This is a genomic window from Mesosutterella porci (assembly GCF_022134585.1).
Classification (GTDB): domain Bacteria; phylum Pseudomonadota; class Gammaproteobacteria; order Burkholderiales; family Burkholderiaceae_F; genus Mesosutterella; species Mesosutterella porci.
In genome coordinates, this window is the sequence record NZ_JAKNCT010000016.1 from 1 (window position 1) to 14,498 (window position 14,498).

The 14,498-nt window shown below is 64.9% G+C and carries 8 protein-coding genes; 5 read left to right on the top strand and 3 right to left on the bottom strand.

The features are described from left to right. Positions 1 to 199 precede the first annotated feature (199 nt). A complete protein-coding gene (locus tag MAF45_RS10750; protein WP_237980569.1) occupies positions 200 to 1,003 on the bottom strand; it encodes a fumarate reductase iron-sulfur subunit in 804 nt (267 codons plus the stop codon). Between the two features lie 20 nt (positions 1,004 to 1,023). Then, a complete protein-coding gene (locus MAF45_RS10755) occupies positions 1,024 to 3,012 on the bottom strand; it encodes a fumarate reductase flavoprotein subunit (protein WP_237980571.1) in 1,989 nt (662 codons plus the stop codon). A gap of 638 nt (positions 3,013 to 3,650) precedes the next feature. On the opposite strand from MAF45_RS10755, the gene recG reads away from it, so the two are divergent. Continuing rightward, positions 3,651 to 5,738, top strand: a complete 2,088-nt coding sequence (gene recG / locus MAF45_RS10760; RefSeq protein ID WP_237980573.1) for an ATP-dependent DNA helicase RecG — start codon at positions 3,651 to 3,653, stop codon at positions 5,736 to 5,738. A 48-nt stretch (positions 5,739 to 5,786) separates the two neighbouring features. Here the strand turns inward: recG and MAF45_RS10765 are convergent, their stop codons facing one another. Then, a complete protein-coding gene (locus tag MAF45_RS10765; protein ID WP_370659320.1) occupies positions 5,787 to 6,497 on the bottom strand; it encodes a YggS family pyridoxal phosphate-dependent enzyme in 711 nt (236 codons plus the stop codon). A gap of 342 nt (positions 6,498 to 6,839) precedes the next feature. Here MAF45_RS10765 and MAF45_RS10770 point away from each other — a divergent pair, with 342 nt between their 5' ends. From MAF45_RS10770 to MAF45_RS10785, 4 genes are all read left to right on the top strand, one after another. Next, positions 6,840 to 8,195 carry an OmpP1/FadL family transporter gene (locus MAF45_RS10770; protein WP_237980575.1) on the top strand — a complete coding sequence of 452 codons (1,356 nt, stop codon included), beginning with the start codon at positions 6,840 to 6,842 and terminating at the stop codon, positions 8,193 to 8,195. Positions 8,196 to 8,338: 143 nt separating this feature from the next. Next, a complete protein-coding gene (locus MAF45_RS10775; RefSeq protein ID WP_237980577.1) occupies positions 8,339 to 11,020 on the top strand; it encodes a heavy metal translocating P-type ATPase in 2,682 nt (893 codons plus the stop codon). 476 nt (positions 11,021 to 11,496) lie between these two features. Further along, on the top strand, positions 11,497 to 12,897 hold the full coding sequence (locus tag MAF45_RS10780) for an aspartate ammonia-lyase (protein WP_237980578.1): 1,401 nt from the start codon (positions 11,497 to 11,499) through the stop codon (positions 12,895 to 12,897). Between the two features lie 215 nt (positions 12,898 to 13,112). Continuing rightward, positions 13,113 to 14,447, top strand: a complete 1,335-nt coding sequence (locus MAF45_RS10785; RefSeq protein WP_281069878.1) for an anaerobic C4-dicarboxylate transporter — start codon at positions 13,113 to 13,115, stop codon at positions 14,445 to 14,447. Positions 14,448 to 14,498 lie beyond the last annotated feature (51 nt).

The following is a 14,498-nucleotide window of genomic DNA, read 5'->3' on the forward strand; positions in this document are numbered from 1 at the left end:
AGCTCTCTGGCCAGAGTTTTCTTGGGGCGACCGTGTAAAAGCCCCTCGCAGGCTTGTTCTCTAATGGAGAGTGGGATGGACATGGTTTTGGGCTCCTTTGTGTCCAAAAAACCAATACCACTTCACGAGTGCGGATAAAAAGAAACCCGGCCGGAGCCGGGTTTGCGCCTTAAAAAGGTTGTCCTTCAGTCCGGACCTGTCAGATCTGGCGGATCGGGATCAGCTTCTTCGGAGTGGGCAGAACCTTGTCGTAGTTCTTGATGCCCTGCTCGGCCATCTTGCGGCGCACGAAGGCGATCTGGGTGCGCAGCGGCAGCTTCTTCGGGCAGAAGTCGTCGCAGCCGAGCAGCGACATGCAGCCAAAGACGCCGGAGTCGTCGCCCACGAGCTCGTAGTAGTCCGCGTCGTTGCGGTCGTCGCGGGGATCAAGGCGGAAGCGGGCGATCTTGTTGATCGCGACCGCGCCGACGAAGTCCGGACGCATGCGGAAGGTGCCGCAGCCGGCCACGCAGCAGCCGCACTCGATGCAGTGGTCGAGGTTGTAGAGGTCTTCCGCGAGTTGCGGATCCATCGGCTTTTCGAGCTTGCGCATGTCGATGTCGACTTCCTTCGTGTGCACCCAGGCTTCGATGCGCTCGGACATGTTGCGCATCCACTTGCCGGTGTTCACGGAAAGGTCGGCGATCAGCTCAAAGCCCGGCAGCGGGGCGAGCGTGAACTCCGTGGGCAGGTCGCGGGTCAGCGTGCGGCAGGCCAGGCCCGGCTTGCCGTTGATCAGCATCGCGCAGGAGCCGCAGATGCCGGCGCGGCAGACGAAGTCGAACTGCAGGGTCGGGTCCTGCTCGTCGCGGATGTCGTTGAGCGCGATGAACAGGGTCATGCGGTCGCCCTCGGGCAACTCGTAGGTCTGCATGTGCGGAACGCTTTCCGGATCAGCGGGGTTGTAGCGCAGAATGCTGATCTTAAGCAGACGGTGCTGGGTTTCGTTGGGTGTCTTGCTCATTTTTTTCTGTCTGCTCCTAATTAATCGTTCAGAGGCTCGTAGGTGCGCTCATTGCGGCCGCGCAGGCGCTTGGGCAGCTTGTCCTGATAGGGCATGAGGGCGTCCTGAATCTGGAAGCGGTCCTTGCCTTCGGCTTCCATCTTCGCGCGGATCTCGTCGACCTGCTTCTGGCGGGCGACGGACTCGGGGTTCTCGATGTAGTTCTTCGCGCCGTAGCCGCGGAATCCCGGAGGCAGCTCCATCTTGGAGATGTCGAGCTTCTCGTAGGAGATGTCGGGCAGGGTGGACTTCGGATCCTTCCAGGTCGTGATCGTGCGGTTGAGCCAGTTCACGTCGTCGCGGCGCGGGTAGTCCTCGCGGGAGTGGGCGCCGCGGGATTCCTTGCGGGCCAGAGCGCCGGCGGCCACCGTGAGGGCGACCTTCAGCATCTTGCGGGTGCGGTACGCGTAGACGAGCTCGGGGTTGTTGCCGACGGCGTCCTTGACCGGGATGTGGTAGGAGCGCTCGAGCAGCTGCTGCAGCTCGTCGACCGCTTCCTGCATCGCCTTGCCGTTGCGGAAGATGCCGATCTTGGAGGTCATGATCTCCTGCATGCGGGTGCGGATCTTGACGGCGTTCTCATTGCCGGTGTTGTGGATGAAGCCGTTGATCTCGTCCTGGACCTTGCGGGCGAAGTCGTAGACGATGGAGGTCGGGATGTCGATCACGTTCTCGGGCTTCTCGCAGAAGTCGGCGATGTACTCGCCCACGATCATGCCGGCCACGACGGTCTCGGCCACGGAGTTGCCGCCCAGGCGGTTGAACCCGTGCATATCCCAGCAGGCCGCCTCGCCGGCCGCGAACAGGCCCTTCAGCTGGCGCGATTCGCCGGTGTAGTCGGTGCGGATGCCGCCCATCGTGTAGTGCTGCGCCGGGCGCACCGGGATCCAGTCCTTCACAGGATCGATGCCGAGGAAGTAGTGGCAGATGTCATAGACCTCGCGCAGGTTGTGCTTGATGTGGTGCTCGCCCAGCAGCGTGATGTCGAGCCAGAGGTGGTCGCCGTACTTGGAGTGGGCGCCCTTGCCCTGGGCGATGCGCTCCTCCATGCGGCGGGAAACCACGTCGCGGGAGGCGAGCTCCTTCTTTTCGGGCTCCACGTCGGGCATGAAGCGGTAACCGTCGACGTCGCGCAGCAGGCCGCCGTCGCCGCGGCAGCCTTCGGTCACCAGAATGCCGGCCGGGAAGATGCCGGTCGGGTGGAACTGGATCGCCTCCATGTTGCCCAGCCCGGCCACGCCGGTTTCGAGGGCGAGGGCGGCGCCGATGCCTTCGCAGATCACGGCGTTCGTCGTGACGCGGTAGATGCGGCCGCAGCCGCCGGTGGCCATGGCGGTCGCCTTGGCGACGTAGGCCATCAGCTCGCCGGTGATCAGGTCACGCACGATCGCGCCGTAGCAGCGCTTGCCGTCGTGAATCAGGGCGAGGGCCTCGACGCGCTCCATCACCGGGATGTGCTCGGCGATCACGCGGTCGGAGACGGCGTTGAGCATGGCGTGGCCCGTGCCGTCGGAAGCAAACACGCAGCGCCACTTCTTCGTGCCGCCGAAATCACGCTGGCGCAGCAGCCCCTGGCATTCCTTGCGCTCGGTGATTGTGACGCGCTGGCCGTTGATCACTACCTCGTGGTCGCCGGCGGTGATGCGCGACCAGGTCACGCCCCAGGCTGCGAGCTCGCGGGCGGCCTTCGGGGCCGTGTTCACGAACATGCGGCAGACGTCCTGGTCAGCGCCCCAGTCGGAGCCGCGGACAGTATCGACAAAGTGCAGGTCTTCGTTGTCTCCCAGGCCCTTGATCATGTTGCCGAGGGAAGCCTGCATGCCGCCCTGCGCAGCCTTCGAATGAGAGCGTTTCGGGGGGCAGAGGGACAGAACAATGGCATCCTGGCCGCGGCGCTTGACCGCCACAGCCATACGCAGGCCCGCCAGCCCGGCACCGATCACCAATACGTCGGTGTAGATGATTTTCATGTTTGCTAGGTCTCCTAAGTTGGTTCGCGCGGAACCCGGCGCTTCGAGCTCCGCGAACCACGTTGATTGTGCCGAGCTCCAGGGCTCGCGTCCAATTGGGGCCGGCCGACCCCGGAAGGATCCGGGGACTGCTTCCAGTTAAAAAAGATCGACATCAGCCAGAGCACCACGGAGTCTGCATCTCCTGCGCTCTGAAAGGCAGGGAGGCGCATGCCGTGAGTCTCAGGGCGGGCAGGACGCTGTTTCGCCTTGCCGCGGGTCTGCATGCACCTCTTTGCGGATAGGTGGGATTCCCTAACCAACTTTATTTTAAAAGGACGGACGAAGTGTAGTGAACGATACGCCGTTCGAACTAGTAGGGAAAACCCTTTTAAATGCCGTTGTCCATAAGGCTGTGCCGGCTCCACGCAAACAGGGACCGGGCCGGATCACGGAATTTGATACGGAGACCGCGGCCTCCTCCCCTCGGGGAGGAGACCGTCAGAAGGAGAAACTTTATACCTATTTAGATTTATATAGTAAACACCTAATACCTTGACTTCGACCGTGTTTCCCTCCTGAAGGGACGGGGATCGGGCGGATAAAATGATAAGCATACAGACAATAGAGAAGGAAAGCCGCTCCGAAGCGCCCAAGCCATGCCAGCACCGAAAGAAGACTATTACCGCGGAGCGGGCCGCCCGAAGCTCAGGCAGAAGGGCGAAAAGCTCGCGCCGCTTTCCGAGCGGCTCGCCCGAATCGGGCTCGCCTCGGACTGGGACTTCGTGCTGCACCTGCCGCTGCGCTACGAGGACGAGACCGCGATCGTCCCGATCGGCTCGCTCAAGGCCGGGGTGACAGCCCAGGTCGAGGGCGAGGTGACGCTCGAGCGGGTGACGCCCCGGTCGCTCACCGCCGAGGTCGCCGACGCGACGGGGCGGCTGCAGGTGAGGCTGCTGCACTTCTATCCCTCGCAGGTGCGCCAGCTCGAGCGCGGCTCCCGCGTCCGCCTTTACGGCGAGGCGCGGCCCGCCTGGGGCGCGGGCGGGCTCGAGATGGTGCACCCGAAGGTGCGCCGGGCCCTCGCCGAGGGCGAGCGGCTGCCTTCGACCCTCACTCCCGTCTACCCGGCCGGCGAGGGCATCACGCAGCTCTGGCTCAGAAAGAGGATCGCCCGGGCGCTGCTTGACGTGGACCTCTCGGACCTGATGCCGGAGGCCCTGCGCGTGAAGCTCGGGCTGCCGCGGCTGCGCGAGGCGCTCCTTTATCTCCACCGCCCGCCGCCCGGGGCGGATCTGTCGGCGCTGCAGGAGCGCACGGCCCCGGCCTGGAAGAGGCTCAAGTTCGACGAGCTGCTCGCCCAGCAGATCGCACTGCGCCACTCGAGGGCGCTGCGCTCGGCGGCCCGCGCGCCAAGGCTTGCGCCGCAGGACGGAGGGCGCCTCACCTCGAGGCTGATCGAAGGCCTGCCCTTTGCTCTCACCGGGGCGCAGCTGCGGGTCTGGAAGGAGGTCGCCGCGGATCTCGCCTCCGCCTCTCCCATGAACCGGCTCGTCCAGGGCGACGTGGGTTCCGGCAAGACCGTGATCGCCGCGCTTGCCGCCTGCCGCGCGATCGAGTCGGGGCGGCAGGCCGCCCTTATGGCGCCCACCGAGATCCTGGCCGAACAGCACTATCGGGGGATTTCGCGCTGGCTCGAGCCCCTGGGCGTCCGCACGGCCTGGCTCTCGGGCCACATGAAGGGGGCGGAGAAGCGCGAGATGTCCGCCCGCATCGCCTCGGGCGAGGCGCAGTTTGTCGTCGGCACCCACGCCCTCATCCAGGACGGCGTCGCCTTCCACAGTCTGGGACTCGCGATTATCGATGAGCAGCACCGCTTCGGCGTGGAGCAGCGCCTCGCGCTGCGCGGCGGCTCGGGCGGGCTCACGCCCCACCTTCTCATGCTCTCGGCCACGCCCATTCCCCGGACGCTGGCGATGAGCTACCTCGCCGACTTCGACGTCTCGGTGATTGACGAGCTGCCGCCGGGCCGCAAGCCCGTGTCGACGAGGCTCGTGTCGATCGCCCGGCGCGACGAGCTCATCGCCGCGGTCGGCTCCGAAATCTCCCGGGGCCGCCAGGCCTACTGGGTCTGCCCGCTGATTGACGAGAACGAACAGCTCGACCTCACCCCCGCGAAGACGGCCTTCGAGGAGATCCGCTCAAAGCTGCCCGCGGCGAGCGTGGGGCTGATCCACGGGGCTCTTCCCCAGGCCGAGAAAGATGCGGTCATGGAGTCCTTCAAGGAGGGAAAGACGGATCTGCTCGTCGCTACCACGGTGATCGAGGTGGGAGTGGACGTGCCCAACGCCACCGTGATGGTGATCGAGCACGCCGAGAGGTTCGGGCTGGCGCAGCTGCACCAGCTGCGGGGGCGGGTCGGCCGCGGGTCTGAGAAAAGCTGGTGTGTGCTGCTCTACGGCGAGCCCCTGTCCGAGACCGGCCGCGAGAGGCTGCGCGTGATCCGCCAGAGCAGCGACGGCTTTGAAATTGCGAGAAAGGACCTCGAGCTGCGCGGGCCCGGGGAGTTTCTCGGGGCGCGCCAGTCGGGCATGCCGATGCTGCGCTTCGCGAGCCTTGAGGAAGACGGTGATCTGATCGACCTCGCGCGCGAGGCCGCGGCCGAGTGGCTGAGGACCGATCCGCAGACGGCGCTGCGGCACGCGAAGCGCTGGTTCGCACAGCGCGAGGGGTTCCTCGAAGCTTGAAGGCGGCCGGGTCTCCGGCGGTCCCGTCCTCCTGAAAAGGCGCGCCGTTCAGTGCCCGGGGCCGTAGTCGCGCGGGCCGAAAATGGCGCTTCCGATCCGCACCATCGTGCTGCCGCAGGCGATCGCCTCCTCGAAGTCCCCGCTCATGCCCATGGAGAGCGTGTCAACCGGCAGCCCCGCCTCCTGCGCCGACAAAAAGAGGCTTCGCATGGCCTTGAAGGGCCCGGCCTGGCTGGCGGGGTCGCTGGCCGGAGCGGGAATCGCCATGAAGCCGCGCACCCGCAGCCGAGGCAGCTTCGAGGCCTCGAGCGCGAACGCGACGGCCTCCTGCGGCGCGAGGCCGCTTTTGCTCGCTTCGCCGTCGATGTTCACTTCGACGAGGACGTTGAGGTCGGGCAGGTCCTGCGGCCGCTGCTCGGAGAGCCGCCGGGCGATTTTCATCCGGTTCACGCTCTGCACCCAGTCGAAGCGCTCGGCCACCATCCGCGTCTTGTTGGACTGCAGCGGCCCGATGAAGTGCCATTCGAGCTTGAGCCCGGGGCGGTTCTCGCGGAACCAGTCCACTTTTTCGCACCCTTCCTGGGCGTAGTTCTCCCCGAAGGCCCTCAGGCCCGCGGCCGCGGCCTCCTCCACCGCCGAGGCGGGGAAAGTCTTGGAGACGGCGAGCAGCCGCACCTCCCCCGGGCCGCGCGACGAGCGCTCGCAGGCCGCCTTCATCCTTTCCTGAATGCTTCTGATCCGACCCTCGATTCCTGGCAAGAGCACTGACATAAAGCGGTTTCTTCTCCGGAAAACACCCCTCGCGAAGGACCGTTCCGCGGGGATTAGCCTATCCGCGCTATGGCCTTCGAAACGCCGCCGGCGGCAGACCGGGAGGTGTTTTCAAAATTCTTAAAATATTAAAAAATCAACACATTATGGTGTATAAGCAGAAGCCTTGCGCGGCATCCTAGGGTTTGTGCTTAAAAAGCCCTTTTTTTCTGCCGGGCGCGGCTCCATAGAATACATCCACGCTAAAGGAAGAAGAGGCTTTCCCCAGCGCAGACTCGCGTCCGCGCGGCGAGCCGTTCCGTTTTTTTTGTCTCTTTTTTAGAAGAAAAAATGACTCATTTCAGAAAACTCGCCGCTGCGGCGGCCGGCGTGGCCGCGGCGCTCGCCTCGAGCGGCGCTTTTGCCGCAGGCTTCCAGCTTAACGAGCAGTCCATCGTCGGCATGGGCCGCTCCTATGCGGGCGAAGGCATCATGGGCGACGACGTCTCGGCCGCCTGGTACAACCCCGCGGGCCTTACTCTTCTGCCCGGCACCCAGATCCAGGTGGGCGGTATGGACGTCGAGCTCGACCTTGAATACAAGGGCAAGGACGGCGGCTCTGAGAACGGCCGCAAGCGCTCTTCGCCGATTCTGCACCAGATGATGAGCCGCCAGTTCAGCGACAGGCTCTGGGGCGGGCTGGCGTTCGTCATGCCCTACGGGCTGTCGACTTCCTACGGCGCCGACTGGGCGCAGAACCAGCGCGGCTATGACGCGAGGCTGCTCGCGGTCACTATCAATCCGTCGCTCGCGTGGAAGCTCACCGACAAGGTCTCCGTGGGCGCGGGCTTCCAGGCCCAGCACATCGACGCCACTGTTTCCATGAAGAAAAACGTCATGGGCTACGGCGCCTACAGCCGTCTGGAGGCCGACGACTGGGGCTTCGGCTGGAACGTCGGGGCGATGTGGGAGCCCACCGAGACGCTTCGCTTCGGCTTCGGGTACCGCTCGCAGATGAACCATAACGCCCACGGGCACGTGAAGCTCACGGCAGACAGCGCTTCCCAGAGCGGCATCCAGAACCTTATGAAGGCCGCGAGCGCGAACTCCGCGATCATGTCGCAGCTGAAGGCGCTCGCCGCCCAGAACGGCATCAGCTCCTCGGCCCTCATGAGCATCGCCTCGAGCGGCTCGATGACGCTGCCGGGCGGCGCGAACATGAAGTCGCCGGCCAACGCGAACTTCACGGTGGTCTGGAAGTACTCTCCGAAGCTGCGCCTGTCGAGCACCATCCGCTGGACGGACTGGAGCAGCTTCGACAGGCTCATCATCACCGCGGGAAACCTTCCGCACAGCTCGACCGACATCCCGATGAAGTGGCGCGACACCTGGTTCGTGTCCCTCGGCTATGACCTCGACATCACCCCGAAGTGGACGATCCGCGGCGGCGTCGCCTACGACCGCTCCCCGATCAAGGACGCGCGCTACCGCACGGCGATCATTCCGGACGCGAACCGCGGATGGCTGTCGCTGGGCGCCTCCTACCGCCTGAATGACCGCTGGCAGTTCGACCTCGCGGCCATGCACGTGCACGCCTTCGGCAACCGCGACCTCTATTCGGACTACACGAGCTCGGGCGAGAAGGTGGGGCACTTCAAGAGCCTCAACTCCTACCTGCTTGGCGCGGGCTTCGTCTACCGCTTCTAAGGGCATCCGCAGGGCTTCGGCCCGGCGTCCCTCAAGGCGCGGAACTCCTCATCGGGGAGCTCCGCGCTTTTTTTTCCTGCCTTGACTCTGCAGTTACTGCAGGCTTTTTAATGAAGCCATAAGACTTGAGGGAGGCACGGAAAATGCCTGATTCTAAGAGCAGCCTGGTGATCAGCGTGCCGGACATGGACTGTCCGGTCGAGGAGGGCGAGATCCGGGCGGAAATGAAAAAGCATCCGGAGATACCGGAAGGGATTTACAGCACGGGAAAGCGCACGATCCGCTTTGAGGCGGACGCGGCCCTCGGTCCCGAAATCCTCGCGGCGCTTAAGGCCGCGGGGAACCCGGGCAGCCTGCAGGAGGCGTCCGCCGCGCGGCAGATCCTCATCCGCGTGCCGGACATGGACTGTCCGGTCGAGGAGGGCGAGATCCGGGCGGAAATGAAGAAACATCCGGAAATTCCGCAGGGAACTTACAGCACGGAAAAGCGCACGATCCGCTTCGAGGCGGATCCGGCGCTCGTGCCGGAAATCCTCGCGGCGCTTGAGGCCGCCGGGCACCCGGGCAGCGTGCAGACGCAGTCCGGGCAGGAAGACGACGGCATTGTCATCTCGGTTCCGGAGATGGACTGCCCGGCCGAGGAGGCCGAGATCCGCCGGGCGCTTAAGGCGCTGCCCGGCCTGCCCGAAGGGACGTACGACACGGCCCGGCGCACGATCGCCTTCCGCACGGGGCGCGGGGCCGCCCCCGAGATCATCGAGGCGATCCACCGGGCGGGGTTTGAGGCGAGCCTGCAGATCGGGCGGCGCGCGGCGGACCCTGCTCACTCGAGCCGGATTCCTTGGAAGCGGTTCGGTCTCGCCTTCGCGTTCGCTCTCTGCGCGGAAATCATCCCCGAGGCGCTCGAGGCGGCCGGGATTCCCGGCCCGGCGATCGGCTCCGGGGTCTGGTCCGTGAGCGCTGCCGCGGCGGCGGGCTTTGTTCTCGCGCTGGCGGCTGTGGTGCTTTCGGGCTTGAAGACTCTGAAAAAAGGCTTCGCTTCGTTTTTCAGGCTGCGCTTCAACATGAGCGCTCTCATGGCGCTGGCGGTGGCAGGGGCCTTTCTTACCGGCAACTGGGCCGAGGGCGCCATGGTGATGGCGCTTTTCGAGCTCTCGGAGGGCATTGAGCAGCTCTGCCTTGAAAAATCCAGGAACGCGGTGAAGTCCCTGCTTTCGATTGTTCCGCAGACGGCCTCGGTGAAGCGCGGCGGGGCTTTCGTTGACGTGTCCGTCGAGGAGCTGCGCGTGGGCGACACGGTCCGGGTGCTCGCCGGCGAGCGCATACCGGCCGACGGCGAAGTGATTTCGGGCGAATCCTCGGCCGACGAGTCCATGCTCACGGGCGAGCCCATCCCGGCCGCCAAGCGTCCGGGCAGTCCCGTCATGGCCGGAACCGTCAACTCCACGGGGGTGCTTGAAGTGCGGGTGAAGGCCGAGGCCCGCGACTCGAGCGCCTCGCGCATCATCGCCTCGGTCGAGGAGGCCGAGCAGAAGAAGGCTCCGGTGCAGCGCTTCGTCGACCGCTTTGCCGCGTGGTACACGCCCTCGGTGTTCGCGCTGGCGCTGGCCACCGCGCTGCTGCCTCCGCTTTTCCTTGGCGGCGAGTGGCTCGAGTGGATTTACCGCGGTCTCGTGCTGCTCGTGATCGGCTGCCCCTGCGCCCTCGTGATCGGCACGCCCGTCACGATCATCTCCTCGCTGGCCTGCGCGGTGCGCGAGGGCATCATCATCAAGGGCGGCGTGTACCTCGAGATGGGGCGCAGGCTCAGGAACGTGGCGCTTGACAAGACAGGGACGATCACGACCGGCAGGCCGGTGTGCACGGACGTGATTGCGCTCGGGCCCGCGAAGGACCGCGCCTCGCTGCTGCGCGCCGCGTCCTCGCTGTCGAGGCTTTCGGACCATCCGGTGTCGGCCGCCATCACGAGGCTTGCCGCCGCCGAGCACGCGCTGGGCGAACCCGCTTCGTCTCTGAAGGCGATTCCGGGCTCGGGCATCGAGGCCCGGTGCGGCAGCTGCAGGCTGAGGCTCGTGTCCGCGGCTGCGGCCGGAGCACTGTCGGCTTCTGCGGCTGCCTCGGTCAGGGCGCTGCAGGCCGGGGGCAAGTCGGTTTCGATTCTCCTTGACGCTCTTGGGCCGGTCGCCGCCTTCGGCGTCGCCGACCGCGTGAAGAGCGGGGCGCGCGAAGCCGTGGCCGATCTGAAGGCCGCCGGGCTCGTGCCCTGGATTCTCACCGGCGACGGCGAGCAGGCGGCGCGCGCCGCGGCCGGCGAGGTCGGGATAGAGCACGTCGCCTCCGGGCTGCGGCCCGAGGGAAAGCTCGCCAAGATTGAAGAGCTCAGGAAGGAGGGCCTCACCGCGATGGCGGGTGACGGCATCAACGACGCGCCGGCCCTTGCGGCCGCCGATATCGGCTTTGCGATGGGGGTGAAGGGCGCGGACTCGGCGCTGGAGGCCTCGGGTGTGATGCTGATGGACGACAACATCGGCAAGATCGCCTTCTTCAAGCGCCTCTCGCAGAAGACCTGGCGTTTCCTCGTCGGGAACATCGTCTTCGCGCTTTCGGTGAAGGCCGCCTTCGCGCTGCTAGACTTCATGGGGCTGGCCACCATGTGGATGGCAGTCTTCGCCGACACGGGCGTGACGCTCATCGTGGTGGCGAACGCCCTGAGGCTGCTGCGGGCTGCCCCGGAGATCAAGAAGGACATCGAGCGCTCGCGCGGCCCGCTGCGCGCGGTCCGGGGTTCTTCCGGAACCGAGGGCCTCGCCTCCGGCGCGGCCTGATAAAAAGTCCCGGCGTCCGGCCTCAGGGGGCGGACGGCGGGAAGGGCGCCTTCCGGGTCCCGGCCTGAGAGCCGGGGCTTGGCAGGGCGCCCTTTTTTATGCGGAAGTCCGCCCTGCGCGCAGGCGCTCCGTCCCCCCCCCCCCCCCAGCTGCTTTCTCCACCCCGCTGCTGCGGGCCGGCCCCCTGTCGTTTTCAGATTCCTGTATTTCCTATAAACAAAAATGAGAATAACACTTACTAAAATGAACAGCAATCAAATAATAATATAACATATTGATATTTATATATTTATAGTAAATAGCTCTCAATAAACTACGCACTATTCCCTAAGATAAAATAATATGGTATAGTTTCCTCTCGTAGGTAAAACGCCTTAGGTAAAAAATTGTAGTCAGCGAGGGCGGGTGCAAGCCTTCCCTCCACCCCGAAACAATGCATGACCCGGGCGGGACCCGGGTTTTTACAGGAGAGAGCGATGTCTCGAATCGAACACGATTTCCTCGGCGATCTTGAGATCCCGGATGACGTCTACTACGGCGTGCAGTCGCTGCGCGGCAAGGAGAACTTCCACATCACCGAGCACTCCATGCGCGAGGACAAGTACTTCATCGAGGCCTTCGCCCAGGTGAAGAAGGCCGCCGCCCGCACGAACAAGGAGCTGGGCACGATTCCGGCCAACGTCGCCGATGCCCTCATCTCCGCCTGCGACGACCTGATCGCGGGCAAGTACCACGACCAGTTCGTGACCGACTGGCTGCAGGGCGGGGCGGGCACCTCCACCAACATGAACACGAACGAGGTGATCTGCAACATCGCCTGCGAGAAGCTGGGGCTGCCCAAGGGCTCCCAGAAGCAGGTCTCGCCCAACGACCACGCGAACTTCGGCCAGTCCACGAACGACACCTATCCGACCGCGCTGCACCTCGCGATGTATCTGCGCTCCGAGGATCTGCTGAAGGCCCTGGGGCAGCTGCGCGACTCCTTCTACAAGAAGGCCGATGAATTCAAGAACGTGCTCAAGATGGGCCGCACCCACCTGCAGGACGCCGTCCCGATGTCGATGGGCCAGGAGTTCCACGGCTGGGGCCGCACGATCGAGGACGAGATCGAGACGATCAAGGACGCCCAGAAGCATCTGCGCGTGATCAACCTGGGCGCCACCGCGATCGGCACCACCGTCACCTGCCATCCGGACTATCCGGCGAAGGCCGTGAAGTACCTCTCCGAGCAGACCGGCATTGACTTCCACAACAGCACGGACCTCATCGCCGCCACCTCCGACTGCGGCGCCTACGTCGCGATTTCCTCGGCCCTGAAGAGCCTCGCCGTGAAGCTCACGAAGGTCTGCAACGACATCCGGCTACTCGCCTCGGGCCCCCGCACGGGTCTGTCCGAAATCAACCTGCCGATGCGCCAGCCCGGCTCCTCGATCATGCCGGGCAAGGTGAACCCGGTGATCCCGGAGGTGACCAACCAGGCCTGCTTCCTCGCGATCGGCCTTGACACCACCGTAATGCTCGCCGCCTCCGCCGGCCAGCTCGAGCTCAACGTGATGGAGCCGGTGATCTCGTTTGCGGTCTTCACCTCGATGAAGGTCCTCACGAACGCCATGGTGACGCTGCGCGAGAAGTGCGTCGACGGCATCACCGCGAACGCCGAGCACACGAAGGACCTCGTCATGAACTCCTTGGGGATCGTGACGCTGCTCAAGCCCCACTTCGGCTACATGCTGTGCGCCGAAATGGCGAAGGAAGGCTACCTGCAGCACAAGTCCCTGCACCAGATCGTGGTCGAGGAGCGCAGGCTTATGACCGAAGAGAAGTGGAACGAGGTGTTCTCCTTCCAGAACCTCATCGCGCCGAAGTTCGAAATGTAATTTGCCCCCAGGGCAGACCGGAGGCCTGTTCAAAGGGGCCTCCGGGCCGGACCGCCGGAACAAAGGAGCGGGCGGTCCGGCAGACGACCGGATCCGGAAGATGACGGGAGCCGGTGGACGGGCGGGCCGCAACCGAAGGCCCCCCGCATATCAATCAACCAGGGACAGCGAACCCGGGAGAGCTGTTTTTTCCCGGGCGGGCTGATAAAAGCAAAATGGATATCATGTTGATTCTGCAGATCATCGTTCTGCTGGGCGCGATCTTCATCGGCGTCAGGCTGGGCGGCATCGGCATCGGCTACGCCGGCGGCGCCGGCGTCCTTATTCTCGGGCTCGTGCTCGGCATGAAGCCGGGCAACATCCCGTGGGACGTGATCCTCATCATCGCGTCCGTGATTTCGGCTATCTCCGCCATGCAGCTCGCGGGCGGCCTCGACTTCCTCGTGCAGATCGCCGAGCGGATCCTGCGCAGCAATCCGAAGCACATCAATTACCTCGCCCCGATCGTGACCTACTTCCTCACGATCTTCGCGGGCACCGGCCACACGGCCTTCTCCATGATCCCGGTGATCGTCGAGGTCGCCAAGGAGCAGCACATCAAGCCGGTGTGCCCGCTGTCGATCGCAGTGGTGGCCTCCCAGATCGCCATCACGGCTTCGCCGGTTTCCGCGGCCGTGATCTACATGAGCGGCGTGCTGGAGAACTTCGGCTGGAGCTATCCGGTGCTGCTCGTGATCTGGCTGGCGACGACGTTCATCGGCTGCATGATCACCGCCTTTATCATGACCCACATCCAGAACATGGATCTTGACTCCGACCCGGTCTATCAGCAGCGCCTCGCCAAGGGGCTCGTGAAGGCTCCGGAGCCTTCCGCCGTGAAGACCCTCAAGCCCTTTGCCAAGCGCTCCGTGGGGATCTTCCTGCTGGGCGTGCTCGCCGTGGTGTTCTACGCCTCGGCCATCTCCCCGGCCGTGGGCCTCATCAAGCATGTGATCGTCCCGCGCGACGCGGCCATCATCAGCCTCATGATGCTGGTCGGCTTCCTGATCACCGTGTGCTGCAAGGCTGACATCAGCAACGTCGCCTCCACGAGTGTCTTCAAGAGCGGCATGGTTGCCATCATCTGCGTGCTGGGCGTCGCCTGGCTTGGCGACACCTTCGTCTCGGGCCACAGCGCCGAGATCAAGAGCTTCGCGGCCTCTACGGTCGCCGCCTACCCGGCCCTGCTTGCCGTCGTGTTCTTCTTCGCGGCCATGCTGCTGTACTCGCAGGCCGCCACCGCGAAGGCGATCACCCCGGCCATCGTTGCCGCCCTCGGCATCACCTCTTCGAACCCCGGCGACTCCTACATGCTGGTCGCCTGCTTCGCGGCCGTCTCGGCTCTGTTCGTTCTGCCCACCTATCCGACCCTGCTCGGCGCGGTTCAGATGGACGACACCGGCACCACCCGCATTGGCAAGTGGGTCTTCAACCACGCCTTCTTCCTTCCCGGCATCCTCGCCATCGTGTTCAGCGTGGCGCTCGGGTTCCTTGCGACGAAGCTCTTCTAAAAAAGCTTCCCGCCGTCAGGCCGCCCTTCGGCCCCGGGGCCCTGCGCCCCG

Coding starts and splice junctions, on each gene's coding strand:
- MAF45_RS10755 (WP_237980571.1), bottom strand. CDS start 3,012: ATGAAAATCATCTACACCGACGTATTGGTGATCGGTGCCGGGCTGGCG.
- MAF45_RS10775 (WP_237980577.1), top strand. CDS start 8,339: ATGCCTGATTCTAAGAGCAGCCTGGTGATCAGCGTGCCGGACATGGAC.
- MAF45_RS10750 (WP_237980569.1), bottom strand. CDS start 1,003: ATGAGCAAGACACCCAACGAAACCCAGCACCGTCTGCTTAAGATCAGC.
- MAF45_RS10785 (WP_281069878.1), top strand. CDS start 13,113: ATGGATATCATGTTGATTCTGCAGATCATCGTTCTGCTGGGCGCGATC.
- recG (WP_237980573.1), top strand. CDS start 3,651: ATGCCAGCACCGAAAGAAGACTATTACCGCGGAGCGGGCCGCCCGAAG.
- MAF45_RS10780 (WP_237980578.1), top strand. CDS start 11,497: ATGTCTCGAATCGAACACGATTTCCTCGGCGATCTTGAGATCCCGGAT.
- MAF45_RS10770 (WP_237980575.1), top strand. CDS start 6,840: ATGACTCATTTCAGAAAACTCGCCGCTGCGGCGGCCGGCGTGGCCGCG.